This window comes from Exiguobacterium sp. E17S (assembly GCF_057772545.1).
The window spans coordinates 1,498,137-1,511,764 of sequence record NZ_JBYLRU010000001.1 but is presented as its reverse complement, the minus strand read 5'-3'; the positions used below and the strand labels follow the sequence as shown (position 1 = coordinate 1,511,764).

15 protein-coding genes, 1 tRNA gene and 1 pseudogene are annotated in these 13,628 nt (G+C 49.3%); 14 read left to right on the top strand and 3 right to left on the bottom strand.

Features of this window, described 5'->3' with window-relative positions; all coding sequences use genetic code 11:
* Positions 1 to 89 precede the first annotated feature (89 nt).
* Positions 90 to 1,199 (top strand): DUF4097 family beta strand repeat-containing protein, encoded by a 1,110-nt coding sequence (locus AC3B4V_RS07835; RefSeq protein WP_064299417.1) that lies wholly within the window; start codon positions 90 to 92, stop codon positions 1,197 to 1,199.
* A 245-nt stretch (positions 1,200 to 1,444) separates the two neighbouring features.
* Here AC3B4V_RS07835 and AC3B4V_RS07830 read toward each other — a convergent pair whose 3' ends face one another.
* Positions 1,445 to 1,828: a hypothetical protein gene (locus AC3B4V_RS07830; protein WP_064299418.1), complete on the bottom strand. Its 384-nt coding sequence runs from the start codon at positions 1,826 to 1,828 to the stop codon at positions 1,445 to 1,447.
* A gap of 126 nt (positions 1,829 to 1,954) precedes the next feature.
* Between AC3B4V_RS07830 and hprK the strand changes: the two genes are divergently transcribed.
* From hprK to AC3B4V_RS07775, 11 genes are all read left to right on the top strand, one after another.
* A complete protein-coding gene (gene hprK, locus AC3B4V_RS07825; RefSeq protein WP_035396292.1) occupies positions 1,955 to 2,890 on the top strand; it encodes an HPr(Ser) kinase/phosphatase in 936 nt (311 codons plus the stop codon).
* On the top strand, positions 2,890 to 3,723 hold the full coding sequence (lgt, locus tag AC3B4V_RS07820) for a prolipoprotein diacylglyceryl transferase (protein ID WP_029342487.1): 834 nt from the start codon (positions 2,890 to 2,892) through the stop codon (positions 3,721 to 3,723). The genes hprK and lgt overlap by 1 nt, the downstream gene beginning before the upstream one ends.
* A 3-nt stretch (positions 3,724 to 3,726) precedes the next feature.
* Entirely contained in the window at positions 3,727 to 4,383 is a 657-nt protein-coding gene (gene ppaX, locus AC3B4V_RS07815; RefSeq protein WP_069940929.1) for a pyrophosphatase PpaX, read from the top strand.
* A complete protein-coding gene (locus AC3B4V_RS07810) occupies positions 4,367 to 4,849 on the top strand; it encodes an acyltransferase (protein ID WP_488378075.1) in 483 nt (160 codons plus the stop codon). Before ppaX ends, AC3B4V_RS07810 begins: the two co-directional genes overlap by 17 nt.
* Positions 4,850 to 4,879: 30 nt before the next feature.
* On the top strand, positions 4,880 to 5,260 hold the full coding sequence (gene kapB / locus AC3B4V_RS07805) for a sporulation phosphorelay system protein KapB (RefSeq protein ID WP_023469227.1): 381 nt from the start codon (positions 4,880 to 4,882) through the stop codon (positions 5,258 to 5,260).
* A 96-nt stretch (positions 5,261 to 5,356) separates the two neighbouring features.
* Positions 5,357 to 6,841 carry a tetratricopeptide repeat protein gene (locus AC3B4V_RS07800; protein ID WP_035396300.1) on the top strand — a complete coding sequence of 495 codons (1,485 nt, stop codon included), beginning with the start codon at positions 5,357 to 5,359 and terminating at the stop codon, positions 6,839 to 6,841.
* A 61-nt stretch (positions 6,842 to 6,902) separates the two neighbouring features.
* The gene (gene trxB, locus AC3B4V_RS07795) at positions 6,903 to 7,865 is read left to right on the top strand and encodes a thioredoxin-disulfide reductase (RefSeq protein ID WP_023469225.1); all 963 of its coding nucleotides are present in this window, start codon (positions 6,903 to 6,905) and stop codon (positions 7,863 to 7,865) included.
* Between the two features lie 112 nt (positions 7,866 to 7,977).
* Complete coding sequence (rapZ, locus tag AC3B4V_RS07790; protein ID WP_050678698.1) at positions 7,978 to 8,847, top strand: RNase adapter RapZ; 870 nt, start codon at positions 7,978 to 7,980, stop codon at positions 8,845 to 8,847.
* Positions 8,847 to 9,845, top strand: a complete 999-nt coding sequence (locus AC3B4V_RS07785; RefSeq protein WP_029342482.1) for a gluconeogenesis factor YvcK family protein — start codon at positions 8,847 to 8,849, stop codon at positions 9,843 to 9,845. The genes rapZ and AC3B4V_RS07785 overlap by 1 nt, the downstream gene beginning before the upstream one ends.
* Positions 9,842 to 10,798 carry a DNA-binding protein WhiA gene (gene whiA, locus AC3B4V_RS07780; RefSeq protein ID WP_023469222.1) on the top strand — a complete coding sequence of 319 codons (957 nt, stop codon included), beginning with the start codon at positions 9,842 to 9,844 and terminating at the stop codon, positions 10,796 to 10,798. The genes AC3B4V_RS07785 and whiA overlap by 4 nt, the downstream gene beginning before the upstream one ends.
* A gap of 82 nt (positions 10,799 to 10,880) precedes the next feature.
* Positions 10,881 to 11,117: a hypothetical protein gene (locus AC3B4V_RS07775; RefSeq protein WP_023469221.1), complete on the top strand. Its 237-nt coding sequence runs from the start codon at positions 10,881 to 10,883 to the stop codon at positions 11,115 to 11,117.
* Between the two features lie 112 nt (positions 11,118 to 11,229).
* On the opposite strand, the pseudogene clpP reads toward AC3B4V_RS07775, so the two are convergent.
* Positions 11,230 to 11,814, bottom strand: a pseudogene (gene clpP, locus AC3B4V_RS07770) (ATP-dependent Clp endopeptidase proteolytic subunit ClpP); the annotation flags it as partial.
* A 182-nt stretch (positions 11,815 to 11,996) separates the two neighbouring features.
* Positions 11,997 to 12,072 (bottom strand) — tRNA-Arg (locus AC3B4V_RS07765).
* A 154-nt stretch (positions 12,073 to 12,226) separates the two neighbouring features.
* Here AC3B4V_RS07765 and AC3B4V_RS07760 point away from each other — a divergent pair.
* Positions 12,227 to 13,369, top strand: a complete 1,143-nt coding sequence (locus AC3B4V_RS07760; protein ID WP_488378074.1) for an RNA polymerase factor sigma-54 — start codon at positions 12,227 to 12,229, stop codon at positions 13,367 to 13,369.
* Positions 13,360 to 13,620 (top strand): glutaredoxin family protein, encoded by a 261-nt coding sequence (locus AC3B4V_RS07755; protein ID WP_023469219.1) that lies wholly within the window; start codon positions 13,360 to 13,362, stop codon positions 13,618 to 13,620. Before AC3B4V_RS07760 ends, AC3B4V_RS07755 begins: the two co-directional genes overlap by 10 nt.
* Positions 13,621 to 13,628: the final 8 nt, after the last annotated feature.

Below are 13,628 nucleotides of genomic sequence, written 5' to 3'. Positions count from 1 at the left end.
ATGAGGATTCGTAGGGAGGAACTAAGGGAACTTAAACGAAAGTATCATGTAACACACGTTTGAGGTTCAAGAATAGGAGGGAACGGTTCATGAAGCAAGATATGCGTCAATTGATATTGGAGCAAGTCAAAGAAGGAAAGTTAACGATTGATGAGGCACTCGATAAACTCGAGCGACTCGAATCAATCGACGAACGTGCTACTTCTGCAAGTGAACATAAGTACGTCGATGAACCAGAACAATATGATCGGGTCGACCAGTATTCCGTCGATTCACTGACGACGAAAGTCATGTCAGCGTTCGATAATCTCGTCAGCCGGATCAAGGACAGTGATCTTTCGCTTAATCAGGCGTCCGGTCCGAACGTCACCTACGTCAAACAATTCCCGTTCAGCGGTGAGACGGTTCACGTCGATCTGTTCAATGCGAACTTGGTCGTTGAACCGAGTGATCTTGAAGAATGCGAATTGACGGTGACAGGACGTCCACTCCGCCGCCAACAGGTGACGGAAGAACAGGCGCTTGAGCAACTTCAAGCCGCTGTTCAACACGCGGTCTCAGCGAACACACTCTCAATCCGCTTGAAGGATAAGAGTGTCCGTGCGACAGTCCATCTGAAAGTACCACGCCGTCATTACGAATCATTCGTCTTACAGACGTTGAACGGGGAAATTTCGTTGACGTCACTCGATACGACATCCGCTCAACTGATGACAGCAAACGGTCGAGTCAACGTCCGTGACCTGTTCAGTGAGGATGTCAAAGTATCGACAGCGAACGGTTCGATTGAAATCGAAGAGTCGGAGTTGAAAGTCTTGAAGGCGAAGACAGCCAACGGACAAATCATCACGACAGGTGTCTTCGAACGTTCAGAACTGAAAACAGCGAACGGAAACGTCCGCTGTGAGCTGAAGACCGTGCAAAACGCGAAGGTCAAAGCGTCGTCGCTTGCCGGAAGCATCGCTTTGATGTTGCCACACGGCGCAGAAGTGTACGGGGAGCTTGAGACGAACTTCGGTGGTCTCAATTGCAACCTCGATGACATGGAATTAATCCGGGATCAAAAAGAGATCGTCAACCGGAAGCTCCATTTCGTATCAGGTCGCGGTCGCTCACCAAAAATCGAGGTTGAAGCGGATACGAAGACAGGTACGATTTCGGTCACGCATGGTGTTCACCTCAGTCCACAAGCATTATAAGCATACCAGCGCAACTTCTTGAAAAAGAGGTTGCGTTTTTCTTATGACGTCGCATCCGCTTTGCGTGCTTTCCTCAGGCGAGACACAAGCCGCGGCTACGTCGTTCTAGGAACGAGTAGCCGGGTCTCGTTTGTCTCTGACAGCGCGGATGTCCGCGCTTTTTCCTGTAGGAGTCACGCGAGCGGGGTTTCGTCAGCTACATAAAAAAACCACCCATCCTCATAAGAAGATGGGTGTAGCTTACATCAATAATCGTAATCCTGATCCATCATCGGCTCGTCGAAGTTCATGTTCTCGATATTATTCATGTCGTAACCGAACGAGAGTAAGGTAATGACACCGATGATTGCAAGAACGATCGAAACGAGAATCAGACCGATTCCGAGCCAACTCTTTCCACGTGCGCGATTCCAATAGAAAATGATCGCGAGGACATAGGAGATGAATGAACCACTGATGAAGATTCCGATGATCGAGATGATGAAGAATAAGAGAGCTGTTTGATCTTGATTACGCGAATACGCTTTCCACATATCAATCAGTGAGATGATGAGATAGACGAAACCAGCAATCGCTAGAACCGCAAATAAGATAATGACTAAAATTAATCCGATACCACCGCCTGACATCACGGCAAAACCTCCTTCAAAATATTAACTCTTTATTCCATTCCCAAGAAATCATGCTTCTAATCCAATTCCATGAATCGAATAAAAATATGGTACAATACTTCAAGTGAAAGGGGCTGACGAAGCGTGCAACCAAAAGTGCGAACAGCTGAAATCGTAAAACAATTCAATCTCCACATCGTCACGGGAGAAGAGGGCTTACATCGCCCGATTCTGACGGCTGATTTGTGCCGACCTGGCCTTGTGCTTGCCGGTTATTATGCCTATTACCCGGCAGAACGTCTCCAGATTCTCGGAAAAACAGAATTGACGTTCTTCAATAATTTAACGTACGAGGAACAACGCGAACGAGCGAATGTCCTCTGTACGGATGAAACACCTGGTATCTTGATCACACGTGGATTTGAAGTACCGGAAGCGATCATCCAAGCCGCAGACGAGACGAACGTGCCACTGTTGACGACAAAAGGGCATACGACATCGGTCGAGTCACAGATCACGAACTTCCTCGAAGCGGAACTCGCACCAACGACAGCGATGCATGGTGTCCTCGTCGATATCTATGGTGTCGGTGTCTTCATCAAAGGGGCAAGTGGTGTCGGTAAATCCGAAACGGCACTCGAACTCGTTAAGCGAGGTCACCGCCTAGTGGCAGATGACTCAGTTGAGATTCGTCAAACTGGTGACGGGATTCTCGTTGGGACAGCACCGAAGTTGATTCAACATCTGCTTGAGATTCGTGGAATCGGGATCATCGATGTGATGACGTTGTTCGGTGCAGGTGCGGTTCGCTCGCATAAGAAGATCAGCCTCGTCTGTAACCTCGAAATTTGGGATCAATCGAAAGTCTATGACCGCGTCGGTCTGGACCAAGAGACACTCCAAATCATCGATACGGAAATTCCGTTCCTGACGATTCCGGTTCGTCCCGGACGAAATCTTGCTGTCATCATCGAAGTCGCAGCGATGAACTATCGTCTGAAGAACATGGGCATCAACACAGCAGAAGAATTCGCGGGACGTCTCGCACAAGCAATTGAAGATGGGAATGGTGGTCTTTGATGGGAACTTTAGCCTCTGTACAACCAACGTTTGACCGCGTGGCGATTGAACTCGGTCCTGTACCGATTTACTGGTACGGCATCGTCATCGCACTCGGTGCGGTCGTCGGTCTCCTGATTGCGATCTTCGAGTCGAAGCGGATCGGCTTCAACGAAGAGTACGCGGTCGATGTCGTCATCTGGTCGATTCCGATCAGTATCATCTGTGCCCGGATTTACTACGTCGCGTTCGAGTGGAACTACTATAGTCAACATCTTGACCAAATCATCAACATCCGCCAAGGTGGGATCGCGATCCACGGTGCAATCATCGGGGCGATTTTGACGGTCATCATCTATACGCGTAAGAAAAAAATCTCGTTCTGGCAAATCGCTGATATCTTGGCACCATCGCTATTGTTCGGGCAAGCTGTCGGACGCTGGGGTAACTTCTTCAACCAAGAAGCACACGGTGGCGAGACGACATGGTCGTACTTACAAGATACGCTCCACTTACCGAACTGGATCGTCAATCAGATGTACATTGACGGAACATACTATTTACCGACGTTCCTCTATGAAAGCATCTGGAACATCATCGGTGTCATTCTGTTGATCGTCTGGCGGATGAAGTTCAATCCACGTCGTGGGTATATCTTCCTTGGTTATCTCGTGTGGTATTCGATCGGACGCTACTATATCGAAGGTCTCCGGACGGACAGTCTGTTGATGGGAGATGGACTCCGGACGGCGCAAATCGTCTCAATCTGTTTGATCATCTTCGGTGTGATCATGATGGTCGTTCGCCGCAACGCCGTTCGTTACTTGGACGGTTCAAAAAAGGAGGCGAAGTAATCGATGATTCGCACGCTACTGTTTGATTTAGATGGCACGTTGATCGACACGAATCCATTGATCTTAAAAAGCTTCGAGCATACGCTCAGTTACTATTATCCGGACCGGACGTTCACGGAAGCGGAACTGCTTCCGTTCATCGGTCCGACGCTAGAAAAATCGTTCTCGGCGATGAATGCAGAACAGTGGAAAGAGATGGTCGCTTTTTACCGTAGCTACAACATCGCGATGCATGACGCGCTCGTGCTCGAGTATCCAGGTGTGCTTGACGGATTACGTCGTCTGCATGAAGCAGGATACAAGATGGCGGTCGTGACGTCGAAGAGTCGTCGTGTCGCCCTCCGCGGTATCGAGTTGTTCGGATTGACGTCACTCTTTGACGCGGTCATCGCAGCCGACGACGTAACGGAAGAAAAACCAGCCGTCGAGCCGTTCGAAAAAGCGATGCAGTTGCTTGGATCAACAGCAGACGAAACGATCATGGTCGGTGACAACGATACGGACATTCTCGGTGGTAAGAACGCGGGACTGAAGACAGTCGCGGTCGGTTGGGCGATCAAAGGACGCGCGTACTTAGAAGCCCTCGAGCCGGACGTCATCATTGATTCGATGGATCATCTTGCGGCTTGGCTGGAGGAACAAAATGGCGCGGCGAACTGATCGGTTTCAGGTCGGAACGACGAATCCACTCTGGCACATGTACCGGACGGTGTCGTTCTTTAAAGTGATGTGGTGCTTTACGATCATCACGATCGGACGGTTCGCTCCGTCGCTACGTTTTAAGAACGCGCTCTACCGGACATGTCTTCGGATGAAGATCGGGGAGAAAACGGCGCTTGCCTTGATGGTGATGCCAGACACGATGTTCCCGGAGCGGATCACGATTGGTGATAATACGATCATCGGCTTCAATACGACGATTCTCTGTCATGAATATTTGACGACGGAGTATCGTTTAGGTGACGTCGTCATCGGAAGCAATGTTTTGATCGGTGCGAACGTGACGATCTTACCGGGCGTAACGATCGGAGATGGTGCCATCGTTGGTGCCGGATCAGTCGTTCACCGAGACATTGCACCGAACGAACGCGTCTCGAGTCAGCCGCTTCGCCGGCACGAAATGTGACAAAACTGTGAGAAGGAAGGAGGAAAAAAGATGACGCACATCCGCTTTACGTATAAGACAGGAAAGTATTTCGGAAGATTATTCGCCGAACGTCCACAAGGTCTCGTCGTTGAGGTGTTGGCTGTTGAGAAGCATCCCGTTCAAGGAGATCTTCACCAACCGAACCAAGTCGATGTTCCACTCTTCCATATCCGGACCGCCTTGCATAAGCACGAAAAGATCACGGTTTCGCCCGCAGTCGTTTATGCGTATGACGGAGAGATTCCGGATTATGCGACGAGCTTACGGCAGGCATATGACAAGGATGTGGCACGTCTTGAAGGACTGAATCCGGAGACGGATGCTTTTGTACGAAAATGCTTAGAGAATTACAAAGAACTGGAATCGATTTATGCGAAACGCTGGGGATGAACTCCGGCGTTTTTTTCTGTTGCATGCCTCCTAGAGATAGGGTATTCTTGTGTCTGCAACTACGAAACCAGTTTACTATTTATGGGGGCTTGAATCATGATGGAATTAACCAAATACAAAGCAGACCCCTTTGCGATAACAGCGCGCCAAGCGGAACTTTTTTATTTCCGCGGACGGAAGGCGCACCGGGAAGGGCGACTGGACGAAGCCGTCTATCATTTAGATGAGGCGACGACACTTCAGCCGGCGGACATCCGTTATTTGCTCCGTTATGCCCGTGTCTTATTCGAGACAGGAGAAATCAATCATGCGAATGATGTCTTGAAACAAGTACGCGCACTCGACGCATCAAATACGGAAGCACTCTTTTATTTAGCGAATAACTACGCACACGTCTCACTTTATGAAGAAGCGCGACAACATGCGATGGAATATTTAGAGCAAGCACCAAACGGCAAACACGCGGAGGCATCGGCCGCACTCGTGGAACTGATTGATCTCGAACAAGAGATGGAAGACGACGAAGAGGATGAATTGATTCGTCTGCACGGTCAGGCACAACGCCAGATCGATAAAGGAATGCTGTTCGCGGCACAGGAGACGCTGACTGGACTGATTGCCCAGTACCCGACGTTCTGGCCTGCCTACAACAACCTTGCAATCGTTGAGTTCTATTTAGGAGAGAACGATCAGGCATTCGCTTCCCTCGAACGGGTCCTTGAAGGGAATCCGGGGAATTTGCATGCCCTCTGTAACACGCTCGTCTTGCTACACGAGATGGGACAGGACGAAGAGGCACATCGTCTCTCTCGTCAGCTCGAACACGTCCGTTCCGTGCACCTTGAGACACGTTATAAGGTCGCGTCGACTTTAGCGATCATCGGACGATACGATATCGCCTATGAAGAGTTGAAGTTGCTCGAGCGTCGCGGATACCGGGGAGACCCACTCTTTGGTCACTGGTTATCAATCTCTGCCTATAAGACGGGACATGTCGAAGAAGCAGCCGCTTTCTTGAAGTCGGATGAAGCACAAGCGTTAAAGGAAGAGACGGATACGTATGACATCCGCCACAACCTGCAGTTTCGCTCGGCGCTCATCCAAGCGTTGAAGACGGAAGATGATGTCTCACGAATCTTCACGGCACTTCTTCTTGGCAAACTGAACGATGCTGAAGCACGGCTTGCATTGTCGATGATGCCGGAAGTGACAGACCAGGAAGACGTCCTCTTATTGACGGAACAGATTGTCATCGAGATGGAAGGACGGACCGATGTCGTGGATGAACGCATTCACCGGGCATTGCAGACGATCCGTCTTGCGGAACGATTCGTTTCAGACGAAGAACGGATGAGTCTCGAAGGGGATTTTTATGAACGCTTCGCACAGCTCGTCTTAAGTGGGGAGTCGTTCGATTCGATTGAAGCATCTGCTGCATCACTGCTTTATCTGTTCCATGATTTACGGGACGGGATGTTGATCGAGGAATGTGCATCACTCGTCGATTGTTCGTTCGATCACGTCGCATCGATGATCCGGACACATGAACGGATGTTGGCACCACTACAAGCAAAGTGTTAGACGTTTAGGCGATTCTCACCTATACTCAAATTACAACGATTACGATAAATGGGGTGGAATCATGGCGGAAACAGAACAAAAAATTTATGACGTCATCATCATCGGGGCAGGACCTGCTGGGATGACAGCCGCACTTTATGCATCACGTGCGAACCTTTCGACATTGATGATCGAACGCGGGATTCCGGGCGGTCAGATGGCGAACACAGAAGATATCGAGAACTACCCAGGATACGATAGCATCCTCGGACCCGATCTCTCGCAAAAAATGTTCGACCACTCGAAAGCATTCGGCGCAGAATATGCGTACGGAGACGTTCGAAGCATCGAAGACGGTAAAGCATACAAAACGATTCATGCACACAACAAAGATTACTACGCACGGGCGATCATCATCGCGTCTGGTGCACAATATAAAAAAATCGGCGTACCGGGTGAAGAAGAGCTCGGCGGTCGCGGTGTCTCGTACTGTGCTGTCTGTGATGGCGCGTTCTTTAAAGAAAAAGAACTCTTCGTCATCGGTGGAGGCGACTCTGCGGTTGAAGAAGGCGTCTACTTGACACGCTTCGCGAAAAAAGTCACGATCGTACACCGTCGTGACGAGCTCCGCGCTCAAAAGATTCTTCAAAAACGTGCGTTCGACAACCCGAAAATCGACTTCATCTGGAACCATACGGTTAAACAGATTAACGAACAAGACGGGAAAGTCGGCGGCATTGAGCTGATCAATACAAAAACAGCTGACGTAACGACGCATCCGATCGATGGTGTCTTCATCTACATCGGGATGAACCCAATTACAGGCTACGTCCAAGATCTCGGTATCTTGAACGACCAAGGTTACGTCGTAACGAACGAAGCGATGGAAACGAACATCAAAGGGATCTTTGCTGCTGGTGACGTGCGTGAAAAAACATTGCGCCAAGTTGTTACAGCAACGAACGATGGTTCGATCGCAGCGCAAAATGCACAGCATTTCATCGAAGCGTTGCTTGAAGAATTACAAGAATCCTCACACGCATAATATCGAACCAGTTTCATTGAAGGAGACTTCAGTGAAGCTGGCTCTTTTTTTATGATATACTGAGAAAGAAGTGAAAAAATACACACGGAACTGTTGTCTGGAGGGCGAAAAGATGGAACAGAATCAACCGCAACTGGTCATCATCACGGGTATGAGTGGGGCTGGGAAGACTGTCGCAATGAACAGCTTTGAGGACTTAGGCTATTTTTGTGTCGACAATCTACCCCCGACGTTACTGCCGCATCTCATCGAAGTCATCGGACAAGTGCGTCCTAAAATCGCCGTTGCCATCGATACCCGCGCGCGTGATTTCATCGACAGCTTTTTTGTCGTCTATGAGGATTTAAAGAAAACCGACTTACAAATCCGGATGCTGTACCTTGATGCACGAAACGATGTCCTCGTACGTCGTTACAAGGAATCGCGCCGTTCGCATCCGCTCGCACCGACGGATTCCCCATTGATTGGAATCGAACGGGAGCGGACGTTGCTCGAAGGATTCCGTGATAAGGCACAGATGCTGATTGATACGAGTGACATCAAGCCGCTTGCACTAAAAGAGCGTCTCTTGAAGGAGTTCACGGAAGGTACGCGGATTCCGTTCACGGTCAACGTCATGTCGTTCGGTTTCAAACACGGCTTACCGCTTGATGCCGACCTCGTCTTTGACCTGCGCTTCTTACCGAATCCGTTCTACATTCCAGAGCTGCGTCCAAAGACGGGACTCGACGAGGAAGTCGCGTCATACGTCATGCAATGGCCGGAAGCGAAGCTGTTCTATAAAAAACTCGTCGACTTGCTCGAGTTCCTGATTCCACAATACGAGCGGGAAGGGAAGTCGCAACTCGTCATCGCCCTCGGTTGTACAGGCGGGAAACATCGCTCGATTACGTTCGCGGAAGCGATCAGTAAAGAATTTGCGACGCAGTATCACATCGAGACGAATCATCGGGATTATGTGCATGCGAAGGAGGAGAAGTGATGAAATGGGAACGTAAAGTCGTCGCCATCGGTGGCGGGACAGGACTCTCGACGCTTCTTCGTGGACTCAAGCATTATCCGCTCGACATCACAGCCATCGTCACGGTCGCCGATGACGGGGGCAGTTCTGGTCGTCTGCGGACGGAATTCAACATGTTACCGCCGGGCGATATCCGAAACGTCATCGTCTCCTTATCGAAGTCGGAGACGTTGATGGACCGAATCATGCAGTACCGGTTCGAGACCGGGGAAGGATTACACGGGCATTCGCTCGGAAACCTGATGCTGACAGCAGCGACTCAGCTTTGTAATGGTTCGTTCGTCGAAGCGATTGGCGTCATGGGACAACTGTTGAACGCAGAAGGAAAAGTCTATCCGGCGACAGAACGGACGATCACGTTATGTGCCGAGTTCGAGGACGGAACGATCGTCAAAGGTGAGTCGTTGATCCCGAAGGTCGGTAAGAAGATCGAACGGATTTTCCTCGAGGAACAAGACGTCCGTCCGGTACCAGAAGCGATCCAGGCGATTCTTGATGCCGATGTCATCGTCCTTGGTCCGGGTAGTCTCTATACGAGTATCATCCCGAACGTTCTGATTGATGAGATCCGGGAAGCGATCCAACAATCACTAGCTCCGGTCGTCTATATTTGTAACGTCATGACACAACCCGGTGAGACGACGGCGTTCACAGCGAATGAACATTTAGCGGCACTGGAACGCTTCCTCGGACAAGGCGTCGTTGATACGATCATCGTCAACAACGAATCGATCGATGCGAGTTATCTGAAGAAATACCAGAAGGATCACGCTGACATCGTCACCTATAATGAAAAACAATTCGAGCTCGCCGGCGTTGAAGTGCTAGCAGACGATATCGTCGATTACAATCATCACTTCATCCGTCATGACTCAGATGCCGTCGCTAGCCTCGTCATGCGAAAAGTGTTGTCGATTCGACGGATGCGTCAACTCGAAGGAAAGGAGGAGCTGACATGAGCTTTGCCTCAGAAGTCAAAAAAGAATTAACGCAGATTCCGATCACCGATCACGAGATGAAGGCGGAACTCGCGGCACTCGCTCGGATGAACGGTGCGATCTCGTTCGGTCTCGGACGTGGTCTGACACTCGATATCTCGACCGAGAATGCCTCGATTGCCCGTCGGATTTACTCATTGCTGAAAAAAGCATACGGAGTCCATCTTGATCTGCTCGTGCGGAAGAAAATGCGTCTGAAAAAGAATAACGTCTACATCGTCCGCGTCAAACAACAGGCGGATAAGATTTTGCAAGACCTCGGAATCCTCGGAGAGGGGTTCACGATGATTCGTTCAATCAGTGATACGATCCTTAACGATGAACGAAAAGCACGGGCGTATTTACGAGGGGCGTTCCTCGCCGGGGGTTCGCTCAACAATCCGGCGACGTCGTCGTATCACTTGGAGATCTTCAGCCTATATGAAGAACATAATGCAGCGCTCCGTGGTCTATCGAACGTCTTTGATTTGAACGCGAAAGCGATCGAACGGAAAAAGGGACACATCCTCTACATCAAGGAGAGCGAGAAGATTTCCGATTTCCTCAAGCTCGTTGATGCGACACAATCGATGCTGCGGTTCGAGGACGTCCGGATCTTAAAAGATATGCGTAACTCGGTCAACCGTCTCGTCAACTGTGAGACAGCGAACCTCAACAAGACGGTCGGTGCGGCATTACGTCAAGTTGAGAACATCAAGTTTCTTGAGCGGACGGTCGGACTCGATGTCTTACCGGATAAGTTGAAGGAGATCGCGATCTTGCGCGTGACACATCAAGACGTCACGTTACAAGAGCTCGGGGAGATGGTCGAAAGCGGCTCCATCTCAAAATCAGGGATCAATCACCGGTTGCGGAAGATTGATCAAATCGCTGAAAAAGTACGGAATGGAGAGTCGATGACAGGGGCCTTATAAGAGGGTCGCTTGCGGGATGAACCATAGTCTACTATAATATATAGTCGATGCAACTAAATGTTCGAATTAAGGAGTTTTTGAAATGGCTAACGAAAAGAAACGTATTTCGCTGACAGTCGATGCGAAGTTTGATGAAGTGTTAACAAAAAAAGCGAAATCAATCGGTGTACCGAAAAGCACACTCGTTGCGTTCGCAACATCTTTATTCCTGAAACAATTACAAGCAGAAGAAGAGCTTTCGCCACATGCGAACGCGATCTACTCGCTGATTCGTGAAAACCACGATATCGTTTCAGACATCACAGACTTGATCGACTGATCATCGACCTCTCGTTCTATAAGGAACGGGAGGTTTTTTTGTATGCAACGATAAACGACAAGACTTTATGGATACAAAAAAAGTGCCTCCCGAAGGAGACACTCTGGATGACTTATGCACGTTCCATGACGCGGTCGATGAGACCATAATCAGCAGCAGCTTGCGCTGACATGAAGTTGTCACGCTCTGTATCGCGTTCGATGACTTCAAGTGGTTGTCCTGTGTTTTCAGCCATGATTTTGTTGAGGTGCTCACGCATTTTGATGATACGCTCCGCATGGATTTTGATATCCGATGCTTGACCTTGTGTACCACCGAGTGGTTGGTGGATCATGATTTCAGCGTTTGGTAACGCGAAACGTTTTCCTTTTGCGCCTGCTTGGAGCAAGAACGCACCCATCGATGCAGCCATACCGATACAAATCGTTGAGACTTGTGGCTTGATGAAGTTCATTGTATCGTAAATCGCCATACCGGCAGTGATTGAACCACCTGGGCTGTTGATGTAAAGCGAGATTTCTTTATCTGGATCTTCTGCTGCTAAGAAAAGAAGTTGGGCAACGACTGAGTTGGCGACGTTGTCGTCAATCGCGCTCCCGAGAAGAATGATGCGGTCTTTTAGCAAACGTGAGTAGATATCGTAAGCACGTTCCCCGCGGTTTGTTTGTTCGATGACTGTTGGAATTAACATAGTCTTTGCCTCCTTATAGTTGGTATGTAGCTTCCTATTCGACTTATCCTTATCATAATCCTTTGGTCAATATTGGTCAAAAGATACGATGCGACTTTTAGGTATTTTTCCATTACAAGGGCAAATGAAACATATCAATATAGAAAAAAGGCAACGCCATTGCTGGCATTGCCTTGTGGTTGAATAAATGGTACACCCGGAGAGATTCGAACTCCCGACACCTGGTACCGGAAACCAGTGCTCTATCCCCTGAGCTACGGGTGCATCTGATGTACTGAACAATTAATAGTATAGCGACATTTTTTCAGAAAAGCAATAGGGAAGGATGACTTTTCTTTTCCTGAGCGGTTCGAGAAAGGTTCAGAGCATGTTTTTTAAAACGTTTCTTCTATAATAAGAAGTGGAGGAGGGGGAATCGATGGATCAACGCCAGGAACAGACGCAACAGATGACATTATCGGCGTCACAACAATATCAGTTACATGTACTTGAGCAACCAGCAGCTGAGCTCGAGGAGGAATGGCGACGGTTGAAACGACGGTTGCATCGTCATTACCCGAATCAGGTTTCGCTAGAGGTCGAGCAGATGGCAGGACATTTGGCATCCTATGAAGACAAGCTTCTTGCACAAATACGTTTAGAATCAGTCAGACAGGAAATAGGATATATGGCGGAACAACTCATCGTGTATTTAGAAGCGGACGGTTTATTGCGGACATCGGACGAGCAGCTCGCTGCATCCTTCTCGACCGATGTCGCAACGATTACAGAAGCACGGACACTCTTACAACAATGTGAACCAGTCGGCATCGCTGCCCGCTCGGAGCGCGAGTGCCAATGGTTACAGGCGATCGAGCTAGACGACGCGGAATTGATCGGACTGACGGATCGGCTACGACATGAACCGGCGAGTCAGGTATTCGCGCAGTTCAGTGAACAGGATCGAGCGCGGTTGCGAAAACGATTGACGCGGCTGAGCCGGACACCGGATCTTCCTAAAGAAGAACAATCGGTTATGGCAGAAGCACGGATTCACCTGTTAGATGGAAAACTTCAAATCGACTGGATGACACTCGACACGGATCAGACGTGGCTCGGATTAAAAGAGGCAACGCCTTTTTTGCGCGCGTACGAACGACGTCGCGTCACGATGCAAGCCATCCTCTCGGTTTTGCTTAAGCGACAAGAACGCTGGTTCAAGGGAGAACTGCATCTCGAGCCACTGACGAAAAAACAAGTCGCTGAGGCAACGGGACATCATCCGTCAACGATTGGTCGAGCGATTGCTGCGAAGTATGTCGAGACGGTCCATGGTCTCGTTGCTTTAGAAGACTTGTTCGTCTCACGGACGACAAGCGGAGATTCGAGTTTTTTGATTAAACGGCGGATCGCCGAATACATTCAACACAGCAATCGTCCGTTAAGTGATCAGCAATTGACGGATCGTCTGCAAGCAGACGGTCTGACAGTCGCAAGGCGGACGGTCGCGAAGTACCGGGCAGCGCTTGGTTTAACGAAAAAAACGATGCAGCAAAGGAAGGCGCAATCAGAATGGGATTAAAACGACACAGACACTTAACACTCTATTCACGTCCGGGATGTACGCTATGTGAAGAGGCCGCCATCTTACTCGACTTCGTACTCGATGAGTTTCCGGAATGGACGTTCGAGGAAGTCAACATTGATCAGGATGAAGCGCTCAGTCTACGGTTCTTATACGAGATTCCGGTCGTCATGCATGATGAGGAAATCTGGAGTTATGGCAAATTCGAGACGGAAACGATAAGAAACCGCTTACTTCAAAAAACTTGAGAAACGAG

Bases quoted from the DNA above. Each gene is read 5' to 3' on its own strand.
- AC3B4V_RS07835 (WP_064299417.1), top strand. From the start codon at position 90: ATGAAGCAAGATATGCGTCAATTGATATTGGAGCAAGTCAAAGAAGGA.
- AC3B4V_RS07830 (WP_064299418.1), bottom strand. From the start codon at position 1,828: ATGTCAGGCGGTGGTATCGGATTAATTTTAGTCATTATCTTATTTGCG.
- lgt (WP_029342487.1), top strand. From the start codon at position 2,890: ATGGGAACTTTAGCCTCTGTACAACCAACGTTTGACCGCGTGGCGATT.
- ppaX (WP_069940929.1), top strand. From the start codon at position 3,727: ATGATTCGCACGCTACTGTTTGATTTAGATGGCACGTTGATCGACACG.
- AC3B4V_RS07810 (WP_488378075.1), top strand. From the start codon at position 4,367: ATGGCGCGGCGAACTGATCGGTTTCAGGTCGGAACGACGAATCCACTC.
- kapB (WP_023469227.1), top strand. From the start codon at position 4,880: ATGACGCACATCCGCTTTACGTATAAGACAGGAAAGTATTTCGGAAGA.
- AC3B4V_RS07800 (WP_035396300.1), top strand. From the start codon at position 5,357: ATGATGGAATTAACCAAATACAAAGCAGACCCCTTTGCGATAACAGCG.
- trxB (WP_023469225.1), top strand. From the start codon at position 6,903: ATGGCGGAAACAGAACAAAAAATTTATGACGTCATCATCATCGGGGCA.
- rapZ (WP_050678698.1), top strand. From the start codon at position 7,978: ATGGAACAGAATCAACCGCAACTGGTCATCATCACGGGTATGAGTGGG.
- AC3B4V_RS07785 (WP_029342482.1), top strand. From the start codon at position 8,847: ATGAAATGGGAACGTAAAGTCGTCGCCATCGGTGGCGGGACAGGACTC.
- whiA (WP_023469222.1), top strand. From the start codon at position 9,842: ATGAGCTTTGCCTCAGAAGTCAAAAAAGAATTAACGCAGATTCCGATC.
- AC3B4V_RS07775 (WP_023469221.1), top strand. From the start codon at position 10,881: ATGGCTAACGAAAAGAAACGTATTTCGCTGACAGTCGATGCGAAGTTT.
- AC3B4V_RS07760 (WP_488378074.1), top strand. From the start codon at position 12,227: ATGGATCAACGCCAGGAACAGACGCAACAGATGACATTATCGGCGTCA.
- AC3B4V_RS07755 (WP_023469219.1), top strand. From the start codon at position 13,360: ATGGGATTAAAACGACACAGACACTTAACACTCTATTCACGTCCGGGA.